Below are 23,198 nucleotides of genomic sequence, written 5' to 3'. Positions count from 1 at the left end.
TGCATTTTTACCAACAAACCCCGTTTCATGCGTCATTTCATCGCAAAACTACCGGTAATACTGTCCCTCTGCCTCCTGGTGGCTGTCAATGTTTCCGCGCAGGACCTCAAATCCGGTGGCCCGCTCAAACCCGAACAGGCCAATATGGATATCCGGCATTATACGCTGGCCCTCGACATCATGCCCGACAGCCAGGCAATTGATGGCTATACAGAAATCGACCTTCTCCTTAAAGAAGCTGCACCAACCTTGCTTTTCGACCTGACCAATGTGCTGACCGTAAAACAAGTGCAGGTCAATGGAAAAAAGACAGCATACACCCATACTGACGACATGATTCGAATACCCGCTCAGCAAAACTGGCCGGCAGGAAAAACCAAAGTGCGTATCTATTATGGCGGCAAACCTTATGTTTCTCCCCGCGCGCCATGGAAAGGCGGATTCCAGTGGGAAAAGGATTCTACAGGTCACCCCTGGATCGCTGTTACATGCCAGGGCGAGGGCGGCAAGATCTTCTTTCCCTGTAAAGACCATCCCAGTGATGAACCCAACGAAGGCGCTGATCTGCTGATCACCGTTCCGAAGGGACTTGTTGGCGCCGGACCCGGGCTGCTGATCAGTTCAAAGTCAAAGGGCAATAAAACTACCTGGCACTGGCGGACGAAATATACCATCAGCAACTATTGTATTATTCCCAACGTGGGCGACTACGCGAAGGTTACCCGAACCTATACGAGCGAAACCGGAAAACAGATCCCGATGGAGTTTTATGTATTGCGGGAGCATGCTGAAAAAGGACCGCACCTCCTGGAAATGATGGAAAGGACCTGTCATGTGCTGGAAAAATATTTTGGCGAATATCCATGGGCAAACGAAAAGATCGGCCTGGTAGAAACGCCGCACCTGGGTATGGAGCACCAGAGCATGGTAGCTTACGGCAACAAATTCCGGTATACAAAAGCGGGGGGATACGATTTCGACTGGCTGCTGAACCACGAATTCGGCCACGAATGGTGGGCCAATAAGGTGACCAATTCAGACTGGGCGCATATGTGGATCCAGGAAGGCATTTGTTCCTATGGTGACGCATTATATATCCGGGATATGGATGGCGAGGCAGCTTACCAGGCCCGCATGCGCAATACAATGCGGCACCTCAGTGGCAAGCCGGTGATGATGGGAGATGTGGTGGATTCGGACCTCGCATATACCGGCGATATCTATGGCAAGGGAGCTTTCTTCATGCATAGCCTACGGTATCTCATCGGCGACAGCATCTTTTTTCCGACCCTGAAAAAACTTGCCACTGATCCGGCCTATACTTACGACAATATGGTTAACACCGACCAGGTGGAAGCCCTGTTCAGCCAGGCTTCCGGTAAAACTCTTAAGCCCTTTTTTGATTTTTACCTGCGTACCACCAATAAGTTCGCCATCTCAGTCAAACGCAAGTCCGATGACAAATACCAGGTCAGCCTTACCAATTTCGAGCAGGCCCTGCCGATGGAAATTCTCACCAGCACCGGCACAAAGACGATGCTCCTGGATGCCAAAGGTGTGGAGGTGAGCAGCACAACGCTGCCTGAAGTGGACAGGACGGGCTTTTATCTGAAGACAGTGTCGTATGAGTAAGGAATGTCTGAGGTTCCGGGTTGTTGTTGTCCGGGAAAAAATCACTGATAAGCCAATGGCTTTCTGGACTTTTCCCGCCCGACTTTGCCCTCCGAAGTTATAGCGAAGGAGGCGTTTACTTTTTTGAATGTGGGCAATTCATAAAACTGAGTGAAATGAGCCACCACACTGCATTTCACAAAACGAAACGCTTGTATATGGTTTTTGCAAAAGCGTGTTATGTGCCAACGCGGGAACTCGTAAACGCTAATATTTTTCCTTTTGACAATTTACCCTTTTAGGAAAAAGGAATTTAAACAAGTATACGCATACGCTTCTGAGACTCAATGTGGTGGCTCATTTCACTCAGTTTTATGAATTGCACTATTTTGAAAATAGATACCTCCCGCCTATGCGTTACCTCCAGACTTCAAACTTCAGTCCTGATCTCTCTTCCGCACCTGAGATGCCAACTTCTAAACAACCAAACTCCCAAACTCCCAAACAATCAAACAATCAAAAGCCGCCCCTCCCGGGACGGCCTTCTGACCTATTAAACCTGACCAAACCTATCCTTCGTCCTGTATGTCGATGGTAAAATCATTCTCGATCTTTCCGTCGCCATATTTATCCCAGAAGCGCACACTCACACGGTACTGCTTCTGCCATTCCATCGGCTGACCGGTATTCACATGGCATTTCAGCAATCCCGCATCTGTAGGATCAAACTCTGATTTGCCTTTGAACAGGTCGGCTTCATCCATGATCAGCTTTCCCTGTTCGTCCCTGATCTGCAGCGAACAACCAATAGAGATCTTATTGTCACGCACTTCGAATCCCTGCACATTTTTGTTGATGAGAATGAAATCCTGACCCAACGGAACGGTGTTGTGATTGATCACTTCCCCGTTCATCACGATCAATACATCCTCAGGTTCAAGGTTGGCGTACTTGGTGAAGACACCCGTACCTGCATCCTTTTTGAAGCCCGCGATGGTTTTATGTTTACAAGAGCCAAAAGCAACCATGATCGCCAGCAGGAGGGGCAGCCAGCTGCGTCCCGGGCGGAAATTCTTTGCCCTGCGGTTCATCTCCAGGCGGAAAACCTTGTTGCTGCCATATTCCGCAAGGATGAAGAAAAACATGAGAAGGGAAAGGCCCAGCAGGTTGAATCCGGCGAAATAGGCTACTTCCTCGATAAGGTTCAGCCCGAACTCCCTGAAGAACAAACGGAAATACACATAGAGGGCGAAGGTGATCATTGCGCTGAAGGCAAAAGGTTTCCTGAAGGAGTATGCTGCTCCTGTTAATGACTGATTCATAAACGTAGATGAAGGTTTTGGTGGTTACAGTTTACCTGTTTCCTGATTTTTTGAAAATGCTGATGTCACCGCTTACTGTACTCTGCAGCAGGATGCTGCCCTGGGCGTTGGAAACGGTAACGAAATATTTGGTTTCGCCCTGGAGGGTGGATTCAAGCACCCTTGTGATGCTGTCTCCGGGATATTTCCGCTTTACTTCAAACAACACAGCCATCGGCAGGCGGTCTTCCCCGATCTCGCGGATAATGGCGATCATTTGTCCGCTTTCATCATAAAAGGCGTTCAGGTTTTCCTGTTGGTACGTGAAGTTGACCTGGTACAGGCCGCTTTCAGAAAGGTAGGTCCATTGCGCATTCTGGTTGCCTTTGAAATCGGTGTTAAAAGATGCCAGGATTTCCCTGCTTACAGGGCGGGTAGCAGCGCCAAGGCAGATTCCACTGATCAGCAGCGCAGCGATGAAGAGAAACTTTTTCATAAAAATTAAGGTTAATGGTTAATGCATTTCTGATTTGCTCCACAAAGTTGCATCGCGGCAGACCGCCATACAAACCCTTCAGGGTGTATAGGGGTAAATACTTATTGAAATGTAGGTTTTACTGATTCAGCCGCATTTCCGTATCGCAGAACGCTTCATTTTGATTTTGCCCCGGTTCGTCCGGAAAAATTGCCTGTGACCCGCCCTGCTGCCTACTTTCGTAAGAGAACAGCAACGCATCATGACAAAAGAAGCTATCCGATTAGTACAGCAAACGTGGGTGACCGTGATACCGGTTTCCCAGACCCTTGGTGAAGCCTTTTACCGCAAACTCTTCACTGCCGAACCCCTTGTAAAACACCTTTTCAAAACTGACATTAAAGAACAGGCCTGCAAGCTTACCCAGATGTTCACCCATATCATCAGCCACCTCGACCGCCTGGAGGATGTGCGCGGCGACCTACACCGGCTCGGTCAGCGCCACAACCAGTATAAAGTGAAACCGGAATACTACGCCATCGTCGGTGAATCTCTTATAGCAACCCTTGAGCAACAACTCGGTGAAAAATGGACCGGCGCAACAAAAGCGGCATGGATTGATTTTCTCACCATCGTCTTCGAAGCCATGATGCAGGGACAGGGAAATTATATCTGGCCCTTTCACCTGGATACCGGCAGCGAAAGGAATTGATTAAATTGTAAAATAAACCCCTGTTAATGCCCCGCTGCCTGTTCCTGCTCTGCATGATTTGCTGCATAGGCAGCCACAACATGGTCTCCGCTCAACAGGCAGTGGAATTCAGCATCAAACATTTTGATGAAACGCAAGGGCTGCCCAGTCACGCTATCGCAGACATGCTGCAGGATCACCAGGGATTTCTCTGGTTTGCTACAGCCGACGGCGTCAGCCGCTTTGACGGGTATAGTTATAAAACGTTCCGCAACGATCCCGCCGACAGCAACAGTATCCGCAACAGCCATGTGACCCGTTTGGTAGAAGATCGCCGGAACCGTATCTGGATGGGTTTTCAACGTGGCGGGATCAGCTGTTATGACCCTGCGACAGGTAAGTTCACCAACTACCCGTTGAAGGAAATTGCCAGAACCGGCGCCATACCGACCATCAATATGCTGCACTTTGATGCGAAAGGCCGGCTCTGGATCGGTGTTCACCAGCGTGGCCTGTTCCGCATCGACGAAAGAGGAAGGATCGCCGATCACCTCGATATCGTTCCCGACACAACGAGTCACTATTCGCCGGAATTCAGGTCCGTTTACAATAATGTTTACCACATGGCGGAGGACCGGCAGGGCCGCTGCTGGCTGGCTACCCACGATGGCCTGTACCGTTTTGATCCTGCCAACCGTCAATTGGAGCCGGTCCGGATGAGCCCTGTTCGCAATGGAGGTTTCCGCAACGACCTGTATAAAGTCATCTATCCGACGTCAACCGGATTGTGGCTCGGCGCCTGGGGAGGGGGCCTCCAGTTTTATGACTTCAAAGACGGAAAGTTTACCCGTTACCTCTATGATTCCGTGAAAACCAACCTGGGCACCACCAATATTGTTCAGGGCATCACACCACTCAAAGACCAGCAACTCTGGCTCGCCACGCAAGACCAGGGTCTTGTCCTTTTCAATACTGCCTACAAAAAATTCATGTTATTCAACGACCAGTTTCACAAAGGTCTCCCGAACAACATGTGCACGAACGTTATCACCGATCGTGACAATGGTCTGTGGATTCAGCATGAGAACGGCATCACCCTTCTCAAAATGCGGCCGAAGCGGTTCCGCTATAAAGGAATCGAAGTGCAACGTTCCGACAACCAGCAGTATTATGAAGTGACTGCCGTGCTGGATGAACCGGATCGCCAGTATATCGCCACCACCCTGGCCGATGGCCTCCACGTGGTGAACAAATCAACGGGAAAAGAAAAGATCTTGCCGGTAGAGATCCTACAGGGCGAAGAACCTTACCAGGTGCTGCATGATATCCTCAAAGACCGGAAAGGCAATATCTGGGTGCTCAGCCGCGACTATCTCTACCGCCTTGATCCGCAGCAGCTCACCCTTCAACCTACCACCAGCTTTCCGGTCTATGCCCCCGATCGCCCTTCGAACTATTTTGAAAAACTGCTCGAAGACGCTGCTGGCAATATCTGGATCAGCTCCCGGCGCAACGGCGTATTCTGTTATAACCCTCAGTCAAACACGTTCCGGCACTTCAACACCGCAACCGCAAAACTTTCCAGTAATGTGACCGGCCCCATGGCCATGGATGCCAGGAAACGGATCTGGATCGGCGGCAGCCGTGGCATGCTGGGCTACTTCGAATCGCAGGGCAGTCCCTTCAAAGCATTCCAGTATGACCGTGTGTTTTCGCTTGCGGCAGACCGGAAGGGAAATATCTGGGCCGGCACCGACCGGGGACTGGAACAGATCCGTTCCGACACGGCAACCCCCACTGCGACAAAACTATATACTGCCCGGGATGGTATCCGGAGTGATATCACCTTTTCCATACTGGAAGATCCCCGCGGCCGCATCTGGTGCACCACCATGGAAAACCTGGTGATGCTGCAACCTGCCATCGGCCAGATCGCACAATACGGCAAACAGGATGGTCTTTTCAAGAACCAGATCATTGAAAAAAGCACCCTGGCGGCGAACGGGGATATTATCCTCTGTTCCCAGGCCGGCTATTTTCAGTTTAACCCCGACTCCGTGCTGTCCCGCCGGAAAGCCGCACCGCTCGTTTTGTCCGCCTTCCGCGTAAATGACCACGACCGCAGTATCCCGGACCCCGGCACAAGCAAATCGGTATTGGAACTGCAGCCGGACGAAAACATATTCTCCTTTGAATTTGCAGCCCTCGATTTTGACCGGCCAGACAAGCAGCAATATGCCTACATGCTGGAAGGATTTGATAAAGACTGGATCTATTCGGGCAGCCGCCGGTTTGTAAGTTATACCAATCTACCCGGTGGCGCCTATACGTTCAAGGTGAAGGCGACCGACAACAGCGACGAATGGAGCCGTGTGCCCATGACGATTCCCCTGTTCGTTCACCCACCGTTTTACAAGACATGGTGGTTTGTAACCCTGGTACTCGGTTTCCTGGCCCTGGCAATGTATGGATTCTATCGTTTCCGACTGGAAAAACAGCGCCAGATCCTCCTCCTACAGAACCGCGCACAGGTACTCGAAAAAGAAAAGACCCAGGTGATGTATGAAAACCTGATCCAGCATCTCAACCCGCATTTCCTTTTCAATTCCCTGACCTCACTGGGCAGCCTGATCACCCTCGATCAGCAGCTTGCAGCAGATTTCCTGGAACAGATGAGCAAGATCTACCGCTACATTCTGAAAAGCAAGGACAAAGAACTGGTGCTGTTGTCGGATGAAGTGAAATTTGCGGAGACCTATATCCAGTTGCAAAAAACCCGTTTCGAATCCGGGCTGGTAGTCGGATTCAATATCTGCGAAGAGGCACTTCACCGGAAAATCGCACCGGTCACCCTGCAGAACCTGATGGAAAACGCCATCAAACACAATCGCATCGACGACGAAATACCTTTGGAGATACAATTGTTTGTGGAAGATGATTACCTGGTGGTCAGGAACAACCTTCAGAAAAAAAGTTTTGTGGAAACCAGCAACAAACAAGGTTTGAAAAGCATGGTTTCCTTGTATCAATACCTGAGTCCGCGCCCGCTGGTGGTGGAAGAATCCGCTACCCATTTCACCGTAAAAATTCCCCTGATATGAATGCAGTCATCGTGGAAGATGAATCGCTGATCGCACGCGAGCTGGCCAGGAAAATCAGCCAGGTAGCGCCGGATATCCGGATTATTGAAACCATTTCGAGTCTCAAGATGGCACGGAAATGGTTCCTTGCCAATGCCGAACCCGATCTGATCTTTATGGACATCCAGCTGAGTGACGGCACCAGCTTTGAGATCCTGGAAGCGTTTCAGATCGAGTGCCCCATTATTTTTACAACTGCCTATGACGAATATGCCATACAGGCATTTCGGGTGAACAGCATCGACTACCTGCTTAAACCGGTAGATATACGTGACCTGGAAAGGGCAATCGAAAAAAGCCGGAAGCGCATTGCCAGCCCTACGCCGCAAAGCGACTCCCTGAAGGAACTCCTGCAATACATGCAACATCCGGCAGCTGCCGCGCAGTTCAAAGAGAAATTCATCGTTAATGTGCGCAACAACTGGATACCTGTTCCTACCCGTGATATCGCCTGCTTCTACCGCGACAACCTGAATTACCTCCACACTTTCAGTGGCGACAAGTACATTCTCGATTATACCACATTGGAAGAGATTGAGGAACTGCTTGATCCCCGCGTTTATTATCGCGCCAACCGGCAGTACATCGTGCACATTGATGCCATACAGAGTGTTAAGCCGCATGAAAATCAGAAACTCACACTCACCCTGAAAGCTCCCCTGAAAATCGAAGCGGATATCAGCCGTGAAAAAGCACCGGGTTTCAAAAAATGGTTTGAAAGATGATGCATTGACCATTGCAGGCATTAATTTCGTCGCATGCCGGAACTTTCAGATACCGTACTGTCACTTGCCAGGCAGCTATGGGACTTTCATTTAATGAAGCATGTGCTGAAACCTGTCGATTGCATCCTTGCCCTCGGCAGCCATGATCTCCGCGTGGCAGATCGTGCAGCAACACTTTACCTGCAGGGATATGCGCCGCTGGTGGTCTTTTCCGGCGGACTGGGAAATTTAACCCAGGATATGTGGACAGTTCCCGAAGCCGACCAGTTTGCCGCCATCGCGAAGCGTTCAGGCGTTCCCGATAGTGCCATTCTCGTGGAAAACAAATCAACCAACACTGGTGAAAATATCATGTTCACCCAGCAACTGCTGAAGGAAAACGGTATGGATCCTCTTTCTTTCATCGTGGTGCAGAAACCCTATATGGAAAGACGCAGCTATGCCACTTTTATGAACTGGTGGCCGGAAAAGGAACTGCTCGTCACTTCACCGCAGCTCAGTCTTGAAGAATACCCTAGTGATGAGATCCCGATGGAAAGGGTGATCAACATTATGGTCGGCGACCTGCAGCGGATCAAAGTTTACCCGGACAAAGGTTTTCAGATCCCCCAGGAAATACCGGATGATGTCTGGTCAGCGTGGGAACAGCTGGTTGCCCTGGGTTTCAACAAACACCTCATAAAAGATTAAAGTAGACCTATGAACCTGCTCAGATTAGTCTTGGCCCCACAATTGTTGTTTTTGCAATTATTTCCCATGCAGGCATTGCACGCACAACCGGTTTCAGACAACGGCAAACTCGCTGTATCAGGAACGCAGCTCGTGAATGAGAGAGGCAAACCTGTAGTGCTACGGGGCATGAGCTATGGCTGGCATTGCCTCTGGCCACGCTTCTATAATGCCGGCAGCGTACACTGGCTCACGACGGACTGGAACGTGTCGGTAGTGCGGGCCGCCATGGGTATCGAACTGGGACCGGACAGCTACCTCAAAAAACCTGACTGGTCAAAAGAAAAGATCCGTGCAGTGATCGACCAGGCGATCAAAGACAATATTTATGTTATTGTTGACTGGCACAGTCACAACATCAATACGGCTGAAGCCAAAGCCTTTTTCACCGAGATTTCAGCTGCCTACGGGAAGTATCCCCACATCATTTATGAGATCTTCAATGAGCCTGACCAGGAAACCTGGGCAGATGTAAAAACCTATTCTGCTGAAATTATCAAAGCCATCCGTGCAAATGATCCTGACAACATCATCCTGGTTGGTTCCCCACACTGGGACCAGGACCTTCATGTTGTTGCCAACGATCCGCTGAAAGGTTTCACCAATATCATGTACACCCTGCATTACTATGCAGCCACCCACAAACAAGGGCTGCGCGACCGTGGCGACTATGCCCTTAATAAGGGCATTCCGCTTTTTATCTCCGAGTGTGCAGGAATGGAAGCTTCCGGAAATGGCCCGATCGATGAAGCCGAATGGCAGCGTTGGATCGAATGGGCGGAAGGCAGAAACATCAGCTGGGTCACGTGGAGCGTATCAGATAAGGATGAAACCTGTTCCGTACTGAAACCCAGTGCAGACTCCTCCGGCAACTGGAGTACTCGCGACATCAAGGAGTCGGGTATCAAAGCAAGAGACTATCTGAAGTATTACAACAGGGCAACAACAAGGTAGCGGCTACTGTTTTTGATTTTGCCCACCGTCTTTGTCTGCCGAAGCGCAGCGAAGGACAGAAGCTTTAGCGTAGGTGGGAGTTGTTTTCTTGAAAATGGGTAATTTGTGGAATTCGGTGAAATGAGCCACCACACTACATTTCACAGACTTAAACGTTTTTATACCTATAGTACTTTACCTGGTAATGGTGTCAACACAAGCATTGGCATACTTTGCTGATATGGCAAATACAGATTCTTCAGTTGGGGCAGAATAAATTATTCGTTTAAAAACGATGATGGAAACGCCTAATACACATACGCTTATAAAACCCAGCCTGGTGGCTCATTTCACTAAGTTTTATAAATTGTCCCACTTTGAAAATTTAATACCTCCTGCTTTTCCGGGAGGAAACAACCCCGGTAGCAACTAATCTTTTCGGAAAACAATCCCGCCTTTCATTACAAAACTGACGCGGCGGCAGTCACTTACCTGTTTCGAAGGGTCACCTTTCACCACAATGAGATCCGCCATGAGCCCCGGTTTGATGCGGCCGCACAGCTTCTCCAGGTGAAAGGCATCGGCGTTCACACTGGTGGCTGCTTTCAGAACTTCGAGCGGGGCCATTCCATATTCTGCCATGAGCTCCATTTCGATCACATTAGTGCCGTGTCCATATACCCCTACATCACCGCCCATGCCTATCCGCACGCCGGCTTTGCGGGCTATTGCAAAACTCTTTTTCTTGCCATTCACCGCCACATTCTCACCGGCACCTTTTCTCCAGCCACGGTATTGGGCGACTGCCTCTGTAGCCGCCAGCGTCGGGAAATAGTATACGCCGTGTGCTTTGAGTAAAGCAGCCGTTGTTTCATCCATTTCATCGCCGTGTTCGATGGTCTCCACGCCGGCTTCCACAGCCCGGCGCATACCTTCATTGGTTCCTGCATGGGCGACAAGGGGCCGGCCGCCGCTCTTTGCAGTTACGGCCATCAGGCGGAGCTCTTCCTCTGAAAAAGTGGGCAGATCCTCCTTTTGGGGACCCCAGAAATAATCGGCATATACTTTCACCACGTCAGTACCATGTCCCATCTGACCGCGCACCACTTTGATCACGTTGTTGCCATCCGCTTCTTCAGCGCCCAGCATGATATGACTGTCGTCATCATAACCCTTTGGCCCGTAGGCGCCGGTAGCTACTATAGCCCGGCCGGCAACGAGCAGCCGCGGGCCTTCGGCGAGTCCCTGGCTGATGGCATCACGGAGTGCAACATCGGCATAACCCGCGCCCTCTGTCCCCAGGTCCCGCAAAGTGGTAAACCCTGCCTGCAGCGTGGCTTTCGCATGTTGTACTGCCCTGATAGTACGGAAAGCATCCGTTTCTTTCAGCACCTGGTCGTCCCAGGAGCGGATATTGTAGGGATAGAGAAAAAGATGCCCATGACCTTCAATCAAACCGGGCATCAGGGTCGCATCGCCAAAGTCGATCCGGGTAGCGCCTTTTGGTGCTTTTATCCCTGAAACGGGACCAACTGCAGTGATTTTTTCCTGCTCTACCAGCACTGCCCAGTTTGGATGCATTTCCTCGCCGTCAAAAACCCTTGCTGCCAGCAGCAGGTAGGCATCGGCAGCGGTTACTGCAGGCTGCGGAACCTTGCGGGAAACAGTAATGGCAGACAGGAGCGGCAGTCCACCGGTCAGGAGAAGAATACTTACAAGCAGACGCATGCATTAATATTTGGATAAAAGATAAAAGTTTGGCCGCCGATTTCATAATCGAAGCATTGTTTTCTTGCCGATAAAGCGTAATTTATTGGTGCAATTCCGACTACTCCGTCCACTGGTTGTACCGACCAGTTTACCAATTGACAGACTTAACCGGTCAACGGCTCATTCCGGCCCGATTATTCGCATACCCGTAATAAATTAAGGACATGATAAAGTGGCTTTACCATAAGGCCCTCTTTCTGTGTCTGACCATGTTCGCCCTTGCATGCATTTGCCAGGCACGGAATCTGGATAGTCTCTATAGCGTGTCCCGTACATTGCGGGACTCAGCCAGGGTAGACTACCTGTTTGGAATCAACATCTGTTACGAATTTTCAGACAACACGGATTCAGCGCGGCACTATATCCGGCAAATGCAGGAGATATCAGAACAATGCGGGTATACTAGGGGCATTGCGTTAACCTGGTTGTGTTGGGCATCGCTGTACAACTTTACGGAAAGGCCGGTGGAAGAGTCTGAAGCCAGCACCTGGAAGGCACTCTACTGGTTTGGAAAGGTCACCAACAAAAAAGGAATTGAAGTCGCGTTCTTCCAGCTGGGAATTGCCAAAGCCCGGCGCAATCAATGGAAGGAAGCACTCCAGTATTATGACAAAGCTTTCGGCTGGGCAAGGCTGTACAAAGACACTGCCTGGATGGAAAATGCGCTGGGAGCGAGATATGAGCCCTTACGGGATGCCGGTGAATATGCCCGGTGCTTTGAATGGCTGCGAAGCTTTAAATACTTCCAGAAACAAAATAACCGGGAATTCTCTCCCTGGCTCGAAAACTACCTGCTTGCAGAACTGAACAGGTGTCTTGGCAATTATGAAAAAGCGCTCCAATACTACCGCAAAGTTGTAAACCCGGCTACGCTGAGTCACGAAAACATATGGTTTCGGGTATGTTTTCCGGAACTGTTTTTTCTGAACGGTCAGTCCGACTCAGCCAGGCACTATTACAATCTGATCGATTCTTCCGCACTGACCACCCATGACCGTCGCTTTTATCTCACCAGTATGGGAGAATTCCTGCTCTCCCGGCACGAGGACCATAAAGCGTTGGATTATCTGCTTCCGGCACTGCCACTGGCAAAGCAGGCACATGACATCACGGTCGAATTGCGATTGCTGACAGACATCGCCAATGCGTACCTCAATACGGATTCACTTCCGGAAGCATTGTTCATCACGAGGAAAGCGCTTTCCCTTGCCGGCAATACCCACGCGCGCCAGCGCATCCGCGACGCCTATCAGCTGCTTTATAGTATTTACGACCGGAAGAAACAGCCAGACAGCGCCTATCATTATTACCGGCAGTATGTGGTGCAGAAAGAATCCGTGGCCGATGACGTACTGAAGGGGAAACTCGCCGCCTATGATTATGAACGCCAGATCGAAATGCTCAGGCAAACCAATACTATCCAGCAGTCGGCCCTGGACCGCGCGTCACTGATGCGCAATGCATTGCTGGGAGGTCTGGCACTCGTGCTGATGCTCGGCATGATCTCTGTGAGAATTGCGGAGCTGAAAAGGCGGAACGAAAAAATGCGGCTTTCGCATGAACTGGAAATACAATCCATAGAAGCCAAAAAATCACAGGCTGAATTGCAGCAACAGGCAACCGAACTGAAAATGCAGGCGTTGCGCAGCCAGATGAACCCGCATTTCATTTTTAACTGCCTGAATTCCATCAACCGTTTCATTCTGAAAAATGAATCCGACGATGCCTCCGGCTACCTTACCAAATTTTCGCGCCTGATCCGGATGGTGTTGAATCACTCGCAACGCAGTGCCATCCTGCTCGAAGACGAACTGGAAACCCTGAAATTGTACCTCGACCTGGAAAAACTCCGGTTCCGCAATGCATTCGACTACTCCATCTGTTTTCACAACCGTTTCAACACTGCCGCAATATACCTGCCACCGTTACTCATCCAGCCGTTTGCAGAAAATGCCATCTGGCACGGCCTCATGCACAAGGAGGAAAAAGGCCATCTCGAAATTGCAATCCGCCTGGTGGGCCATATCCTGACCTGCACCATTACCGATGATGGCATCGGCCGCGCCATGGCGCGGAAATTGAACAGTAAATCCACGGAAAAACAAAAATCCATGGGGATGCACATCACCACCGGCCGCATTGAATTGCTCAACCGCAATATGCAGCAGGCCAGTGTTGATGTAGATGACCTCTACGATATGCACGGCAATCCGTCCGGCACGAAGGTGACACTTACTGTTGCTTATGCTGAAAATGACTTTCACCCCGTAAACAGAATGTCATGAATAGCGCCATACTGGTAGACGACGAACCGTATTGTTGTGAAGCCCTTCAACTGCTGATCGAACGATATTGTCCTGAAATAACAGTAACCCATATTTGCCATTCCGGCAAGGAGGCCCTGCGAGTGATACACGAAAAGCCGCCGGATATACTATTCCTTGACATTGAGATGCCGCAAATGAATGGATTTGAACTGCTCAAACGGATAGGAGATTTTAATTTTCACCTGATCTTTACCACGAGTTTCGACCAGTATGCCATCAAGGCCATCCGTTTCAGCGCCCTCGACTACCTGCTCAAACCAATTGACCGCGATGAACTACAGGCTGCCGTAAAAAAATGCGTACAGGCCAGGCCACACAACGCATTGGATCAGCTCGATATTCTCCTGAAAAACCTCCATCCGCATTCAATGCCTTTTTACAAAATCGCCCTGCCTACCCTGGAAGGCCTCCAGATGATAGCAGTGGATTCTATTATCAGTTGCGGTTCGGAAAGTAACTACACGCTCTTTTCACTGAAAGGCAACCAGAAAATCCTGATCAGCAGAACCCTGAAAGAGGTGGAAGAAATGCTGGAAGAATTCAATTTTATCCGCGTGCATCATTCCAGTGTGATCAACCTCAATGAAGTAAACAAGTATGTCCGGGGCGAGGGTGGCTACCTGGTAATGAGCGATGGGTCAAGCATTGACGTCAGCCGTAGCCGGAAAGATACGCTGCTCCGCAGGCTGAAACCCGATAAGCATTAGACCGCAAAATACCAGCGATTTACACGTTTTCCGGTTTTCGGACAGCCCTCAACGGAAATAATTTGATGAACAAACAATATTATATTGGTTACTGGAGTGTGAATCGACAGAAAAAGATCAACTTCGTAGCTGGTGTGGCGTATAAGTTTTAAACGCTGCAGTTTAGCCCCTAAACCCCGAAACTGCCTCCTGTTGGAGGCAGTTTCCATTTGGTGATTTACGGTGAAGAATACCCGGCATCGCTTTGAAATCCGCCTGGGTTGTTGTAGCTTAATGAAACGCTCACCCGCCAATATACTGTAGAACAACTGCTATCTGTGCCACAGCGCACATAACATGACAAAAATTCTCGCCACACTCGCCTGCTGCCTGTCTGTCTTTTATACTACAGCCCAGAAATCCTTGTTTATCCGCGTATTCGACATACAGGAAGTCAGGATCGCCAGAGGTAAACTCTTACAGGCCACGGACAGTTCCGTTTTACTATTGACCAATAAGGATACCGCTGAGATTCCTTTGCGGCAAATTGGTAAAATCAAAACCAAACATTCCCCGGGCAACAATATTGGTATTGGCGTGGCAAGCGGTGCCCTGATCGGCGCGGTCGCAGGAGCTGCTTCAGCTGATCCCGATGATTTTCTGGGATATACCACCGGCGAAGGCATCGTAGGCGGTATACTCCTTGGTGGGGCTATTGGAGCAGGTATAGGGAGCCTGTCCCTCATCTTTAAACATGGTGAAACTTACCTGATCAGCGCCCGTCAGGAAAACTGGGAAGCATTTAAAAAAATGGCAGATGCTTTAAAAGCTCAAGTTTCAAAATGATCAGTCCCGCAAAAGCTGCTGACCCTGCCTGCAATTTTATTGGCTAATCCACCATCCTGACTCTTATCCAGATGTCCCTGTTCCTTCCTTTGTCATCGGTGCAGGAGATCTTGACGGGACCTTCCTCCGGCTGAAAGAACAACTTGTTTCCTGCGCTGGCGGTTTTATAAAAGGCATCGTTGATATACCAGTATACCTTACCCACTTCGTTGCCTGTCTGGCATACCAGCTGCAGCGGCTCGGGGTTCTTGCGGTAGATCAGGTATTCGCCGCCGTTGGAAGGAGAAACAATCCGGGGAGCCCCGCCACGAAATACCGATTCGCAATCAGGATTGTGCGGGGGAATATGCTGGTACGCAACATGGTGGTCCTGCATCCAGGCCTGCATATCAGGATCAATAACCGCATACAGCTTCTTCCTGTACCCGTTCAGCGGCTGGCAGATCCTGCAATAGGAAATGCTTTCTTCGGGATTCACTGCAATCTCCTGCATATGCTGGCAGGTCTGGGTGGAAGAAACCAATGGAATAAACCAGTCGCTCACAGTTTCCGTACAATGCGGCCCCGGCGGCAATCCCGTTGCAGTACAAACTGAACGGGTGGACAGACTTGCCGGTGCTTCAAACCAATCCTTTCCGGAATCATAATCGATCGTGTTGAACAACCTGAACAACAGCGGCGTCGCAACTTCTGCGCCACTCAGGGAAGGAACGCCTTTTCCTGAAAAGTTGCCCACCCATACGCCAATGGTGAAGTGTTTATTATACCCGATGCTCCAGGCATCGCGGCGACCATAGGATGTTCCGGTCTTCCAGGCAATCTTGGGCATCTTTTCGGTGCTGGTCCAGCTCAATGGAAAATCCGGGCGATTCACTTTTGAAAGAATATCGTTCACCAGGAAAGCAGCCGCGGGGCTCAGCATCTGCTGTGTAACGGCTTTAGCCTTTTTGTCCGGGTCGTGCCCGGGTTGCGTGTATTCCGGCCACTGGTATTTTCCTTCCTGTGATAATCCGGCAAACAGGGCGGTCAGCTCTTCGAGTGTTGCGCCACAACCGCCCAGGATCAGCGATAATCCCAGTTTCCTGCGGTCTTTCTGGATCTGCCGGAAATGAACGTCTGACAGGTCTTCAACAAACGCATCTTTCCCCAGCATTCTCAATGCCTTTACCGCAGGAATATTAAGGGAATGTTCCAGGGCGTATTCCATGGTGACGTATCCATTCAATTGCCGGTCGTAATTTTCCGGCGCATACCCGTTAACGTTAACCGCCGCGTCTGCCAGCACCATCCTGGGGGTAAGCAGACCGGCGTCAATGCATTTACCATACAGGAATGGCTTCAAGGTGCTGCCTGGCTGGCGGATGGCAGCAGCACCATTGACCTGCCCGGCATCAGTAGTGTCTGCAAAATCAGCTGAGCCGACATAGGCGATCACATGGTGATTGCGGTTGTCCACCACCATCACCGCAGCCTGGTGAATATCCCTGAACTGCAGTGTTCTTACATAATCCTTTACCAGCTTCTCCGCTTTCCATTGTGTATTCAGGTTAATCCAGGTGCGCTGGATATCATTACCGCTGGATTTCAGCTTCCAGGAAAGATGCGGTACTTCTTTCGGTGCTTCCAGCCTGGTGGCTGTAAGTGGTTCGTCCATAGCATCCCTTATCTCTGTTGCAGGGAAAACACCCTCGGCTTCAAATTTTTTCAGCCACCGGTTGCGTTCTACTATAATATCATTGTTGGTCTTTCCGATCACCAGCGAACTCGGCCGATTCGGAATAACAGACAAAGCCACCACCTCTGCCAGGGAAAGATGATCCGGATTCTTCCTGAAGTACAGCACGGCTGCCGATTTCACACCTTCGATATTACCTCCGTACGGGACGGTATTGAGATATAACTGCAGGATCTCCTTCTTACTGTACCGCATTTCCAATTGCAGCGCACGGAACATTTCAATGAACTTGTTCGCATAGGTGCGTTGTTTGGGTTCCAGCGCCCGGGCAACCTGCATGGTAATGGTACTTGCGCCGGAGGTACGTCTTCCGGTAAAGAGGTTATTGAAAAATGCCCGGACCATAGCCACGGGATTCAGACCCGGATGACGGTAAAACCATTTATCTTCTTTTTCAACAATGGCTTTCTGCAACAGGGGAGAAATCTCTCCCAGCTCCGTTTTCATGCGCCACTTGTCATCCGCTGTCAGAAATGCATGAATCACCTTTCCTTCATCATCAGTAATAATAGTGGAATACAGTTTCGGTTGCGGCAGGGGAAACAGCAGGGTAAGCAGGAAGAAAAACAAAATCAACCCTGCGCAGCAACCCAAAATCCGGATGGCAATTGTCTTTAACAAAGGATTATTGATTGCAATTCTCTTTTCATTTTGTTTCCGTGAAACCATATAATAATTTTAGGGCACAATTCTCCCCCTCTTATGTTCACCAAACCGTTGCGTTTACTGCTTGCATGCCTTGCAGTAATCACCTTGTCCTGTAACCGTTCCACTGTTTCCGTTGAATTTACAAATGCCGGAAAACCTGTACAACCTTTACAGAACCTTACTTTCCGATTTAACCATCCCTTAGTAAAAGACTCCCTGCTCAACCGGTGGGACTCGACAGCGTACATCCGCTTTGAACCGGAAATCAGGGGCAGATTCCGCTGGGAAAGTCCGGATCTGCTTGTCTTTTCCCCTGCACAGCCTTTAAAACCTGCCACCACTTATAAGGCGCAATTTACCAAAGCGCTGCTCGCGAATTCCAGCTTTTCCGGGTTTGACAAGGGAAATGAGATCACCTTCTCTACTCCCGGCCTTTCCCTTGAATCCAGCCTCGCTTCCTGGGCCGTTGCAGAAGAAAGCAGCCGGCGCGCTGTTGCGCAGGTGAGCCTGCATTTCAATTACGCCGTGGATGCCGCACAGCTGAGAGACAAACTATCTGTCACCGCAGATGGCAAGGCTGTCGACTACCAGGCAGTTACCACGGGTACTACGGAAGACATCCAGTTACGGTTGCCTTCCCTAACGCCCGCAGACAAAGATGTGCTGCTGAAGGTAACCCTCGAAAAAGGATTACTCCCCCCGGGTGGTTCCAATCCCACTACGGAAGCCCAGGCTTCAGAATTACTGTTGCCCTCGCCGTTTGTGTTGTTGATCCAGGACCTCCGCACCGAACATGACGGAACCGTCGGCAAGGTTTATGTGACTACCAGTCAACCGGTCGAAGCGTCAACGATTAATAGTGCCGTTCGCTTTGATCCGGCCCTGAAGTTTTCTGCGGAAGCTACTGACGACGGTTTTGTGATCAGTTCGGACGCTTTCAAAATGGAAGACGCCTATGAGATCAGCCTCAACAATAAACTGCGCGGCCGCCTTGGCGGTACGCTGCGGGAATCCTACAAAAACAGCATCGCTTTTGGTCAGCTCGAACCAGCCATCAGCTTTGAAGGAAGCAAGGGCCTGTACCTGTCCGCCAATGGCAACCGGAATATTGCGGTACGCATCACCAATGTGGCCAAAGTAAAGGTGATCGTCTCGAAGATCTATGAGAGCAATCTCATTGCAGCAAGGCGCTATGGATATTACCCGGACGAACGCGGACAGGAAAATGAGGAGTACGAATATGAAAGTGGTGGTGATGCCACCCTGGGTGATATTATCTATGAACAGGAGATCGACACCCGTTCCCTGCCGCTTTCCAATGGCACCCGTCTCTTCCAGTTCAATATTACCGACCGCCTTCCCGACGACAAAGGCAGCTACCATATCAAGATCCGCTCTACCGAAGATTACTGGATCAACGACAGCCGTTTTATTTCCCTGTCTGATATCGGCCTGATCACAAAAGAAGGCCGTGACAAACTTTTCGTTTTTGCCAACAGCATCCAGACAGCAAAAGCACTGGCTGATGTGAAGGTGACCGTTTATGGTGCCAACAACCAGTTGCTGGGCATGGGTACTACGGACGCTGATGGTGTTGCCACGATCCCGTATACCCGAAAACCTTTTGCCGGCTTTAAGCCCGCCCTCGTGATTGCCAAAACAGCCGGAGATTTCAACTACCTGTTGTTCAGCCAGAGCGGTGTCAATACCTCGAGGTTTGAAGTGGGCGGGAAACGGCTTAACAGCACCGGCCTGGATGCTTACCTCTATGGCGAACGCGATATCTACCGCCCCGGCGAACAGGTGCACTTCGCTTTTATTGCCCGCAATTACCAGTGGCAGCAGCCGGGCGAAATCCCCGTGAAATTCAAGTTCCTGCTGCCAAATGGCAAGGAGCTGAAAAATTTCCGCAAGACCCTTGATGCCGAAGGGGGAACCGATGGTTCCATTGATATCCCGGCAGCAGCCATCACCGGCACCTATACCCTGGAAGCTTATTCGGGCAACGATGTGCTGCTGACCAGCATGCCCTTCATGATTGAAGAATTCGTGCCCGACAGGATCAAAGTGACCACCAAACTCGACCAGGAATCACTCATCGCCAGTCAGAAAACGTTGTTGTCGATTTCCGCGGTGAATTTCTTCGGGCCACCGGCGGCCAACCGCAAGTATGAAACGGAGATCCAGGTGAAACAGCAACAATTCACTTCCGCTAAATACCGCAATTACAATTTTGGCCTGCAGAATCAGACCAGCTTTTTTGATAAAGACCTCCGCGAAGGTACCACCAATGAGAATGGCCAGTCATCAGAAGGTTATACAGTGCCGGAGCTCTATAAAAACATCGGCTTGCTGCAGGCCAGCTTTTATACGACGGTATTTGATGAAACTGGTCGTCCGGTAAGCCGCAAATCTGTCGCCAGCATTTATACGCAGGATAAATTTTTCGGCATTGGCGAGAATGGTTATGACTATTTTCCCCTGAACCAGGCCATCCGCTTTCCGCTGATCGCACTCGACAAAACAGGAAAACTGCTAAGCGGTGCTGCAGCAACTGTCACCGTGATTAAAACGGAATACCACACCGTTCTGACAAAAGAGGGTGGCTATTTCCGGTATGATTCACAAAAGGAAGAAAGAAATATTGCCCAGCAGCAGGTAACGGTTTCCGGTGAAAATGCCGCGTTCAGTTTTGTACCCCGAACGCCAGGCAACTATGAATTGCGGGTGGCCATTCCCGGTAGTGCCTCTTATGTTGCCCGTGAATTTTACAGTTACGGTTACTGGGGCGGCGGTCAGAACGATTTCGAAGTGAATACGGAAGGCGAAATTGATATGGCGCTCGACAAAGAAAAATATGCTGCCGGTGAGAAGGTAAAAGTGCTGTTCAAGACGCCTTTCAGCGGCCGGATGCTGGTGACGATGGAACAAGACCAGGTACTGAGTTATCAATATGTGGATGTTGCCAACCGCACCGCTACGCTCGACCTTCCCCTCACGGAAGCACACCTGCCGAATGTGTACATCACCGCTACCCTGTTCAAGCCGCATACCACCAGCGAGATTCCCCTGACGGTTGCGCACGGCTTCATCAACGTACCTCTGCAGGATGGGTCACGCCGCCTTGCCACTGAAATTGTTGCCCCTGCCAGCAGCAGGTCAAGGCTCACACAAAAGATCTCCGTAAAAGCTCCCGCCGGCAGCCGTGTTACACTTGCTGCGGTAGATAACGGCGTCCTCCAGGTATCAGGATTCAATAGTCCCGACCCCTATGCCTGGTTCTACTCCCAGCGGGCATTGGGTGTGAATGCTTACGACATCTATCCCTTCCTTTTCCCTGAGCTGGCTGCAAAACGCAGCAGTTCCGGTGGTGATGCTGACCTGAAAATGGACCAGCGGGTGAACCCCATGCAGAACAAGCGCATCAAAATCCTCAGCTACTGGAGCGGGCTCAGTACCGTTGGTGGCAATGGGGAAGCCAGCTTCAATATTGAGATCCCGCAGTTTTCCGGTGAAGTGCGCCTGATGGCTGTTGCCTTTAAAGGAAACCAGTTCGGTGCCGCCGAGAAAACCATGAAAGTGGCGGATCCCCTCGTACTCAGCACAGCATTACCGCGCTTCCTGAGTCCCCGCGACACCATCAGCGTTCCTGTAACGCTGACCAATACAACGGCTAACGGCGGCAATGCTACGGCTACCATCCGGGTAGAGGGACCGCTGCAGGTGCTCGGCGAAGCGGCTACTACTGTGACCCTGCCCGCAAACGCAGAAGCCCGGGCGGTGTTCCGGGTGGTGGCAGCTCCGGGTATCGGTGCCGGTAAAATTTCCATTGAGGTGTCGACGGCATCCGGAAAGTACCAGGACGAGACCGACATCACGGTGCGGCCCGCCTCTACTTTGCAACAGCTGTCCGGCAGCGGTGTGCTGCCTGCAGGTGCTGCCAAACAGGTGGCGATCGGCACTTCTGACTTTCTGCCGGGTGGCAAATACAAAATCGTTGTGAGCAAGAGTCCCGTACTGGAGATCGGGAACCAGCTGGGTTACCTGGTGCAATATCCATATGGTTGTACAGAGCAGACGGTTTCGGCGGCACTGCCCCAATTGTATTTCGCCGACCTGGCAGCGCTGGCAAGGCGATCCGCCCTGGATAACGGTGGCCGGGCTGCATCCACTACCGTCAAACCCGCGAGCATGTCTACGGCAAACGTGCAGGAAGCTATCCGCAAGATCAAAATGCGGCAGTTGTATACGGGTGCTGTTACGATGTGGGATAATGCCGATACGGAGAACTGGTGGGCCAGCATCTATGCCGCGCACTTCCTGCTGGAGGCAAAGAAAGCCGGCTTCGATGTGGAAGACGGCCTGCTGAATGGCCTGCTGAATTACATCAATGGCCGGCTTGCCAATAAAACCATGATCACGTACTGGTACAACCGCGACCAGCAGAAAAAGATCGCGCCGAAAGAGGTGGCCTATTCCCTGTATGTGCTGGCCATTGCGGGCAGGCCCAATATCGCCACGATGAACTATTACAAGAGCCGTCCCGAACAGCTGGCGCTGGACAGCAAATACCTGCTGGCAGCCGCTTTTGCCCTGGGAGGCGACAAGAGTCGCTTCCGCGAAATGTTGCCCTCGGCATTTTCCGGCGAGGAATCAGTAGCACAAACTGGCGGTAGCTTTTACTCCCCGGTGCGTGACCTGGCCATCGCGCTGAATGCGCTGTTGGAAGTTGATCCGCAACACCCGCAGGTAGGTTCCATGGCGCGCGCGCTGGTCAATCAGCTGAAACAACGTTACTGGTACAGTACGCAGGAAAGCGCCTTTGCCTTCCTGGCGATGGGCAAACTTGCAGAGATTTCCAACCGTGGCAACGCCTCCGGAAACATCACCGCCGGTGGCAAAAGCGTTGCCAAAATCGACAACAATGCGCTCAGCCTGGATCAGGGTCAGCTGGGCAGCAACAATGTTTCCATCAACAACACTGGATCCGCTTCACTGTACTATTGGTGGCAGAGTGAAGGCATCAGCGCTACGGGCGCCTATAAGGAGGAAGATAATTACCTGAAGATCCGTCGCCGTTTCTTCACACGGAACGGATCGCCGGTAAGCGGCAACCTCTTCAAACAGAATGACCTGATCATCGTGCAACTGACCCTGGAAAAATCTTACAGCGGATCCATAGAAAACGTTGTACTTACTGATCTGTTGCCCGCTGGATTTGAGATTGAGAATCCGCGGACCAAAGAAATTCCCGGAATGGATTGGATCAAAGACGGTGATACGCCAACAGCTTTTGATGTACGGGATGACCGCATCCATTTCTTCGTGAACGCGCACGATTCCCGCCAGGTCTACTACTATGCGGTACGGGCAGTTTCTCCCGGAGTGTTCCAGATGGGCCCGGCAAGTGCCGATGCGATGTACAATGGCGAATACCATAGCTACCACGGGGCGGGAAGGATCATCGTGGAGCAGTAGCTCGCAGTGTTGCTGATAAATTTTAAAGGACCCCTTCGGGGTCCTTTTTTTTCACGCTGGGCTCGCAAAGGAGCAGAGATTTCATGCTTTCATTAGCAATAAA

At 50.8% G+C, this 23,198-nt stretch carries 14 protein-coding genes; 10 read left to right on the top strand and 4 right to left on the bottom strand.

Going from position 1 to position 23,198, the window contains the following annotated elements:
• Positions 1 to 27: 27 nt before the first annotated feature.
• Complete coding sequence (locus FPE01S_RS08000; protein ID WP_052955600.1) at positions 28 to 1,632, top strand: M1 family metallopeptidase; 1,605 nt, start codon at positions 28 to 30, stop codon at positions 1,630 to 1,632.
• 548 nt (positions 1,633 to 2,180) lie between these two features.
• Here the strand turns inward: FPE01S_RS08000 and FPE01S_RS07995 are convergent.
• Entirely contained in the window at positions 2,181 to 2,933 is a 753-nt protein-coding gene (locus tag FPE01S_RS07995) for a hypothetical protein (RefSeq protein ID WP_046368217.1), read from the bottom strand.
• A 31-nt stretch (positions 2,934 to 2,964) separates the two neighbouring features.
• Positions 2,965 to 3,408, bottom strand: a complete 444-nt coding sequence (locus tag FPE01S_RS07990; RefSeq protein ID WP_046368216.1) for a hypothetical protein — start codon at positions 3,406 to 3,408, stop codon at positions 2,965 to 2,967.
• Positions 3,409 to 3,649: 241 nt separating this feature from the next.
• Between FPE01S_RS07990 and FPE01S_RS07985 the strand changes: the two genes are divergently transcribed.
• The 5 genes from FPE01S_RS07985 to FPE01S_RS07965 all read left to right on the top strand — a co-directional run bounded on the left by FPE01S_RS07985 (position 3,650) and on the right by FPE01S_RS07965 (position 9,626).
• Complete coding sequence (locus tag FPE01S_RS07985) at positions 3,650 to 4,099, top strand: globin domain-containing protein (protein ID WP_052955599.1); 450 nt, start codon at positions 3,650 to 3,652, stop codon at positions 4,097 to 4,099.
• A 26-nt stretch (positions 4,100 to 4,125) separates the two neighbouring features.
• Positions 4,126 to 7,179, top strand: coding sequence for a ligand-binding sensor domain-containing protein (locus FPE01S_RS07980; protein WP_046368214.1), 3,054 nt, complete (start codon positions 4,126 to 4,128; stop codon positions 7,177 to 7,179).
• A complete protein-coding gene (locus tag FPE01S_RS07975; RefSeq protein ID WP_046368213.1) occupies positions 7,176 to 7,943 on the top strand; it encodes a LytR/AlgR family response regulator transcription factor in 768 nt (255 codons plus the stop codon). Before FPE01S_RS07980 ends, FPE01S_RS07975 begins: the two co-directional genes overlap by 4 nt.
• Before the next feature lie 33 nt (positions 7,944 to 7,976).
• Positions 7,977 to 8,633 carry a YdcF family protein gene (locus tag FPE01S_RS07970; protein WP_046368212.1) on the top strand — a complete coding sequence of 219 codons (657 nt, stop codon included), beginning with the start codon at positions 7,977 to 7,979 and terminating at the stop codon, positions 8,631 to 8,633.
• Positions 8,634 to 8,699: 66 nt separating this feature from the next.
• The gene (locus FPE01S_RS07965) at positions 8,700 to 9,626 is read left to right on the top strand and encodes a glycoside hydrolase family 5 protein (RefSeq protein ID WP_046368211.1); all 927 of its coding nucleotides are present in this window, start codon (positions 8,700 to 8,702) and stop codon (positions 9,624 to 9,626) included.
• A gap of 408 nt (positions 9,627 to 10,034) precedes the next feature.
• Here the strand turns inward: FPE01S_RS07965 and FPE01S_RS07960 are convergent, their stop codons facing one another.
• Positions 10,035 to 11,333: a metal-dependent hydrolase family protein gene (locus tag FPE01S_RS07960; protein WP_083990166.1), complete on the bottom strand. Its 1,299-nt coding sequence runs from the start codon at positions 11,331 to 11,333 to the stop codon at positions 10,035 to 10,037.
• A 206-nt stretch (positions 11,334 to 11,539) separates the two neighbouring features.
• Between FPE01S_RS07960 and FPE01S_RS24710 the strand changes: the two genes are divergently transcribed.
• The 3 genes from FPE01S_RS24710 (at position 11,540) to FPE01S_RS07945 (ending at position 15,234) form a co-directional block, all read left to right on the top strand.
• Complete coding sequence (locus FPE01S_RS24710; protein ID WP_052955598.1) at positions 11,540 to 13,660, top strand: tetratricopeptide repeat-containing sensor histidine kinase; 2,121 nt, start codon at positions 11,540 to 11,542, stop codon at positions 13,658 to 13,660.
• Complete coding sequence (locus FPE01S_RS07950) at positions 13,657 to 14,409, top strand: LytR/AlgR family response regulator transcription factor (protein ID WP_046368210.1); 753 nt, start codon at positions 13,657 to 13,659, stop codon at positions 14,407 to 14,409. Before FPE01S_RS24710 ends, FPE01S_RS07950 begins: the two co-directional genes overlap by 4 nt.
• Positions 14,410 to 14,745: 336 nt before the next feature.
• On the top strand, positions 14,746 to 15,234 hold the full coding sequence (locus FPE01S_RS07945; RefSeq protein WP_046368209.1) for a hypothetical protein: 489 nt from the start codon (positions 14,746 to 14,748) through the stop codon (positions 15,232 to 15,234).
• A 43-nt stretch (positions 15,235 to 15,277) separates the two neighbouring features.
• Here FPE01S_RS07945 and pbpC read toward each other — a convergent pair whose 3' ends face one another.
• Entirely contained in the window at positions 15,278 to 17,638 is a 2,361-nt protein-coding gene (pbpC, locus tag FPE01S_RS07940) for a penicillin-binding protein 1C (protein WP_046368208.1), read from the bottom strand.
• Positions 17,639 to 17,671: 33 nt separating this feature from the next.
• On the opposite strand from pbpC, the gene FPE01S_RS07935 reads away from it, so the two are divergent.
• A complete protein-coding gene (locus tag FPE01S_RS07935; protein ID WP_046368207.1) occupies positions 17,672 to 23,095 on the top strand; it encodes an alpha-2-macroglobulin family protein in 5,424 nt (1,807 codons plus the stop codon).
• The last annotated feature ends 103 nt before the right edge of the window (positions 23,096 to 23,198 follow it).

This window comes from Flavihumibacter petaseus NBRC 106054 (genome assembly GCF_000974785.1).
In the GTDB taxonomy this organism is placed as follows: domain Bacteria; phylum Bacteroidota; class Bacteroidia; order Chitinophagales; family Chitinophagaceae; genus Flavihumibacter; species Flavihumibacter petaseus.
Note: the sequence above shows the minus strand (reverse complement) of the source record. Positions and strands in the feature narration are given on the sequence as shown.

Bases quoted from the DNA above. Each gene is read 5' to 3' on its own strand.
- FPE01S_RS08000 (WP_052955600.1), top strand. From the start codon at position 28: ATGCGTCATTTCATCGCAAAACTACCGGTAATACTGTCCCTCTGCCTC.
- FPE01S_RS07995 (WP_046368217.1), bottom strand. From the start codon at position 2,933: ATGAATCAGTCATTAACAGGAGCAGCATACTCCTTCAGGAAACCTTTT.
- FPE01S_RS07990 (WP_046368216.1), bottom strand. From the start codon at position 3,408: ATGAAAAAGTTTCTCTTCATCGCTGCGCTGCTGATCAGTGGAATCTGC.
- FPE01S_RS07985 (WP_052955599.1), top strand. From the start codon at position 3,650: ATGACAAAAGAAGCTATCCGATTAGTACAGCAAACGTGGGTGACCGTG.
- FPE01S_RS07980 (WP_046368214.1), top strand. From the start codon at position 4,126: ATGCCCCGCTGCCTGTTCCTGCTCTGCATGATTTGCTGCATAGGCAGC.
- FPE01S_RS07975 (WP_046368213.1), top strand. From the start codon at position 7,176: ATGAATGCAGTCATCGTGGAAGATGAATCGCTGATCGCACGCGAGCTG.
- FPE01S_RS07970 (WP_046368212.1), top strand. From the start codon at position 7,977: ATGCCGGAACTTTCAGATACCGTACTGTCACTTGCCAGGCAGCTATGG.
- FPE01S_RS07965 (WP_046368211.1), top strand. From the start codon at position 8,700: ATGCAGGCATTGCACGCACAACCGGTTTCAGACAACGGCAAACTCGCT.
- FPE01S_RS07960 (WP_083990166.1), bottom strand. From the start codon at position 11,333: ATGCGTCTGCTTGTAAGTATTCTTCTCCTGACCGGTGGACTGCCGCTC.
- FPE01S_RS24710 (WP_052955598.1), top strand. From the start codon at position 11,540: ATGATAAAGTGGCTTTACCATAAGGCCCTCTTTCTGTGTCTGACCATG.
- FPE01S_RS07950 (WP_046368210.1), top strand. From the start codon at position 13,657: ATGAATAGCGCCATACTGGTAGACGACGAACCGTATTGTTGTGAAGCC.
- FPE01S_RS07945 (WP_046368209.1), top strand. From the start codon at position 14,746: ATGACAAAAATTCTCGCCACACTCGCCTGCTGCCTGTCTGTCTTTTAT.
- pbpC (WP_046368208.1), bottom strand. From the start codon at position 17,638: ATGGTTTCACGGAAACAAAATGAAAAGAGAATTGCAATCAATAATCCT.
- FPE01S_RS07935 (WP_046368207.1), top strand. From the start codon at position 17,672: ATGTTCACCAAACCGTTGCGTTTACTGCTTGCATGCCTTGCAGTAATC.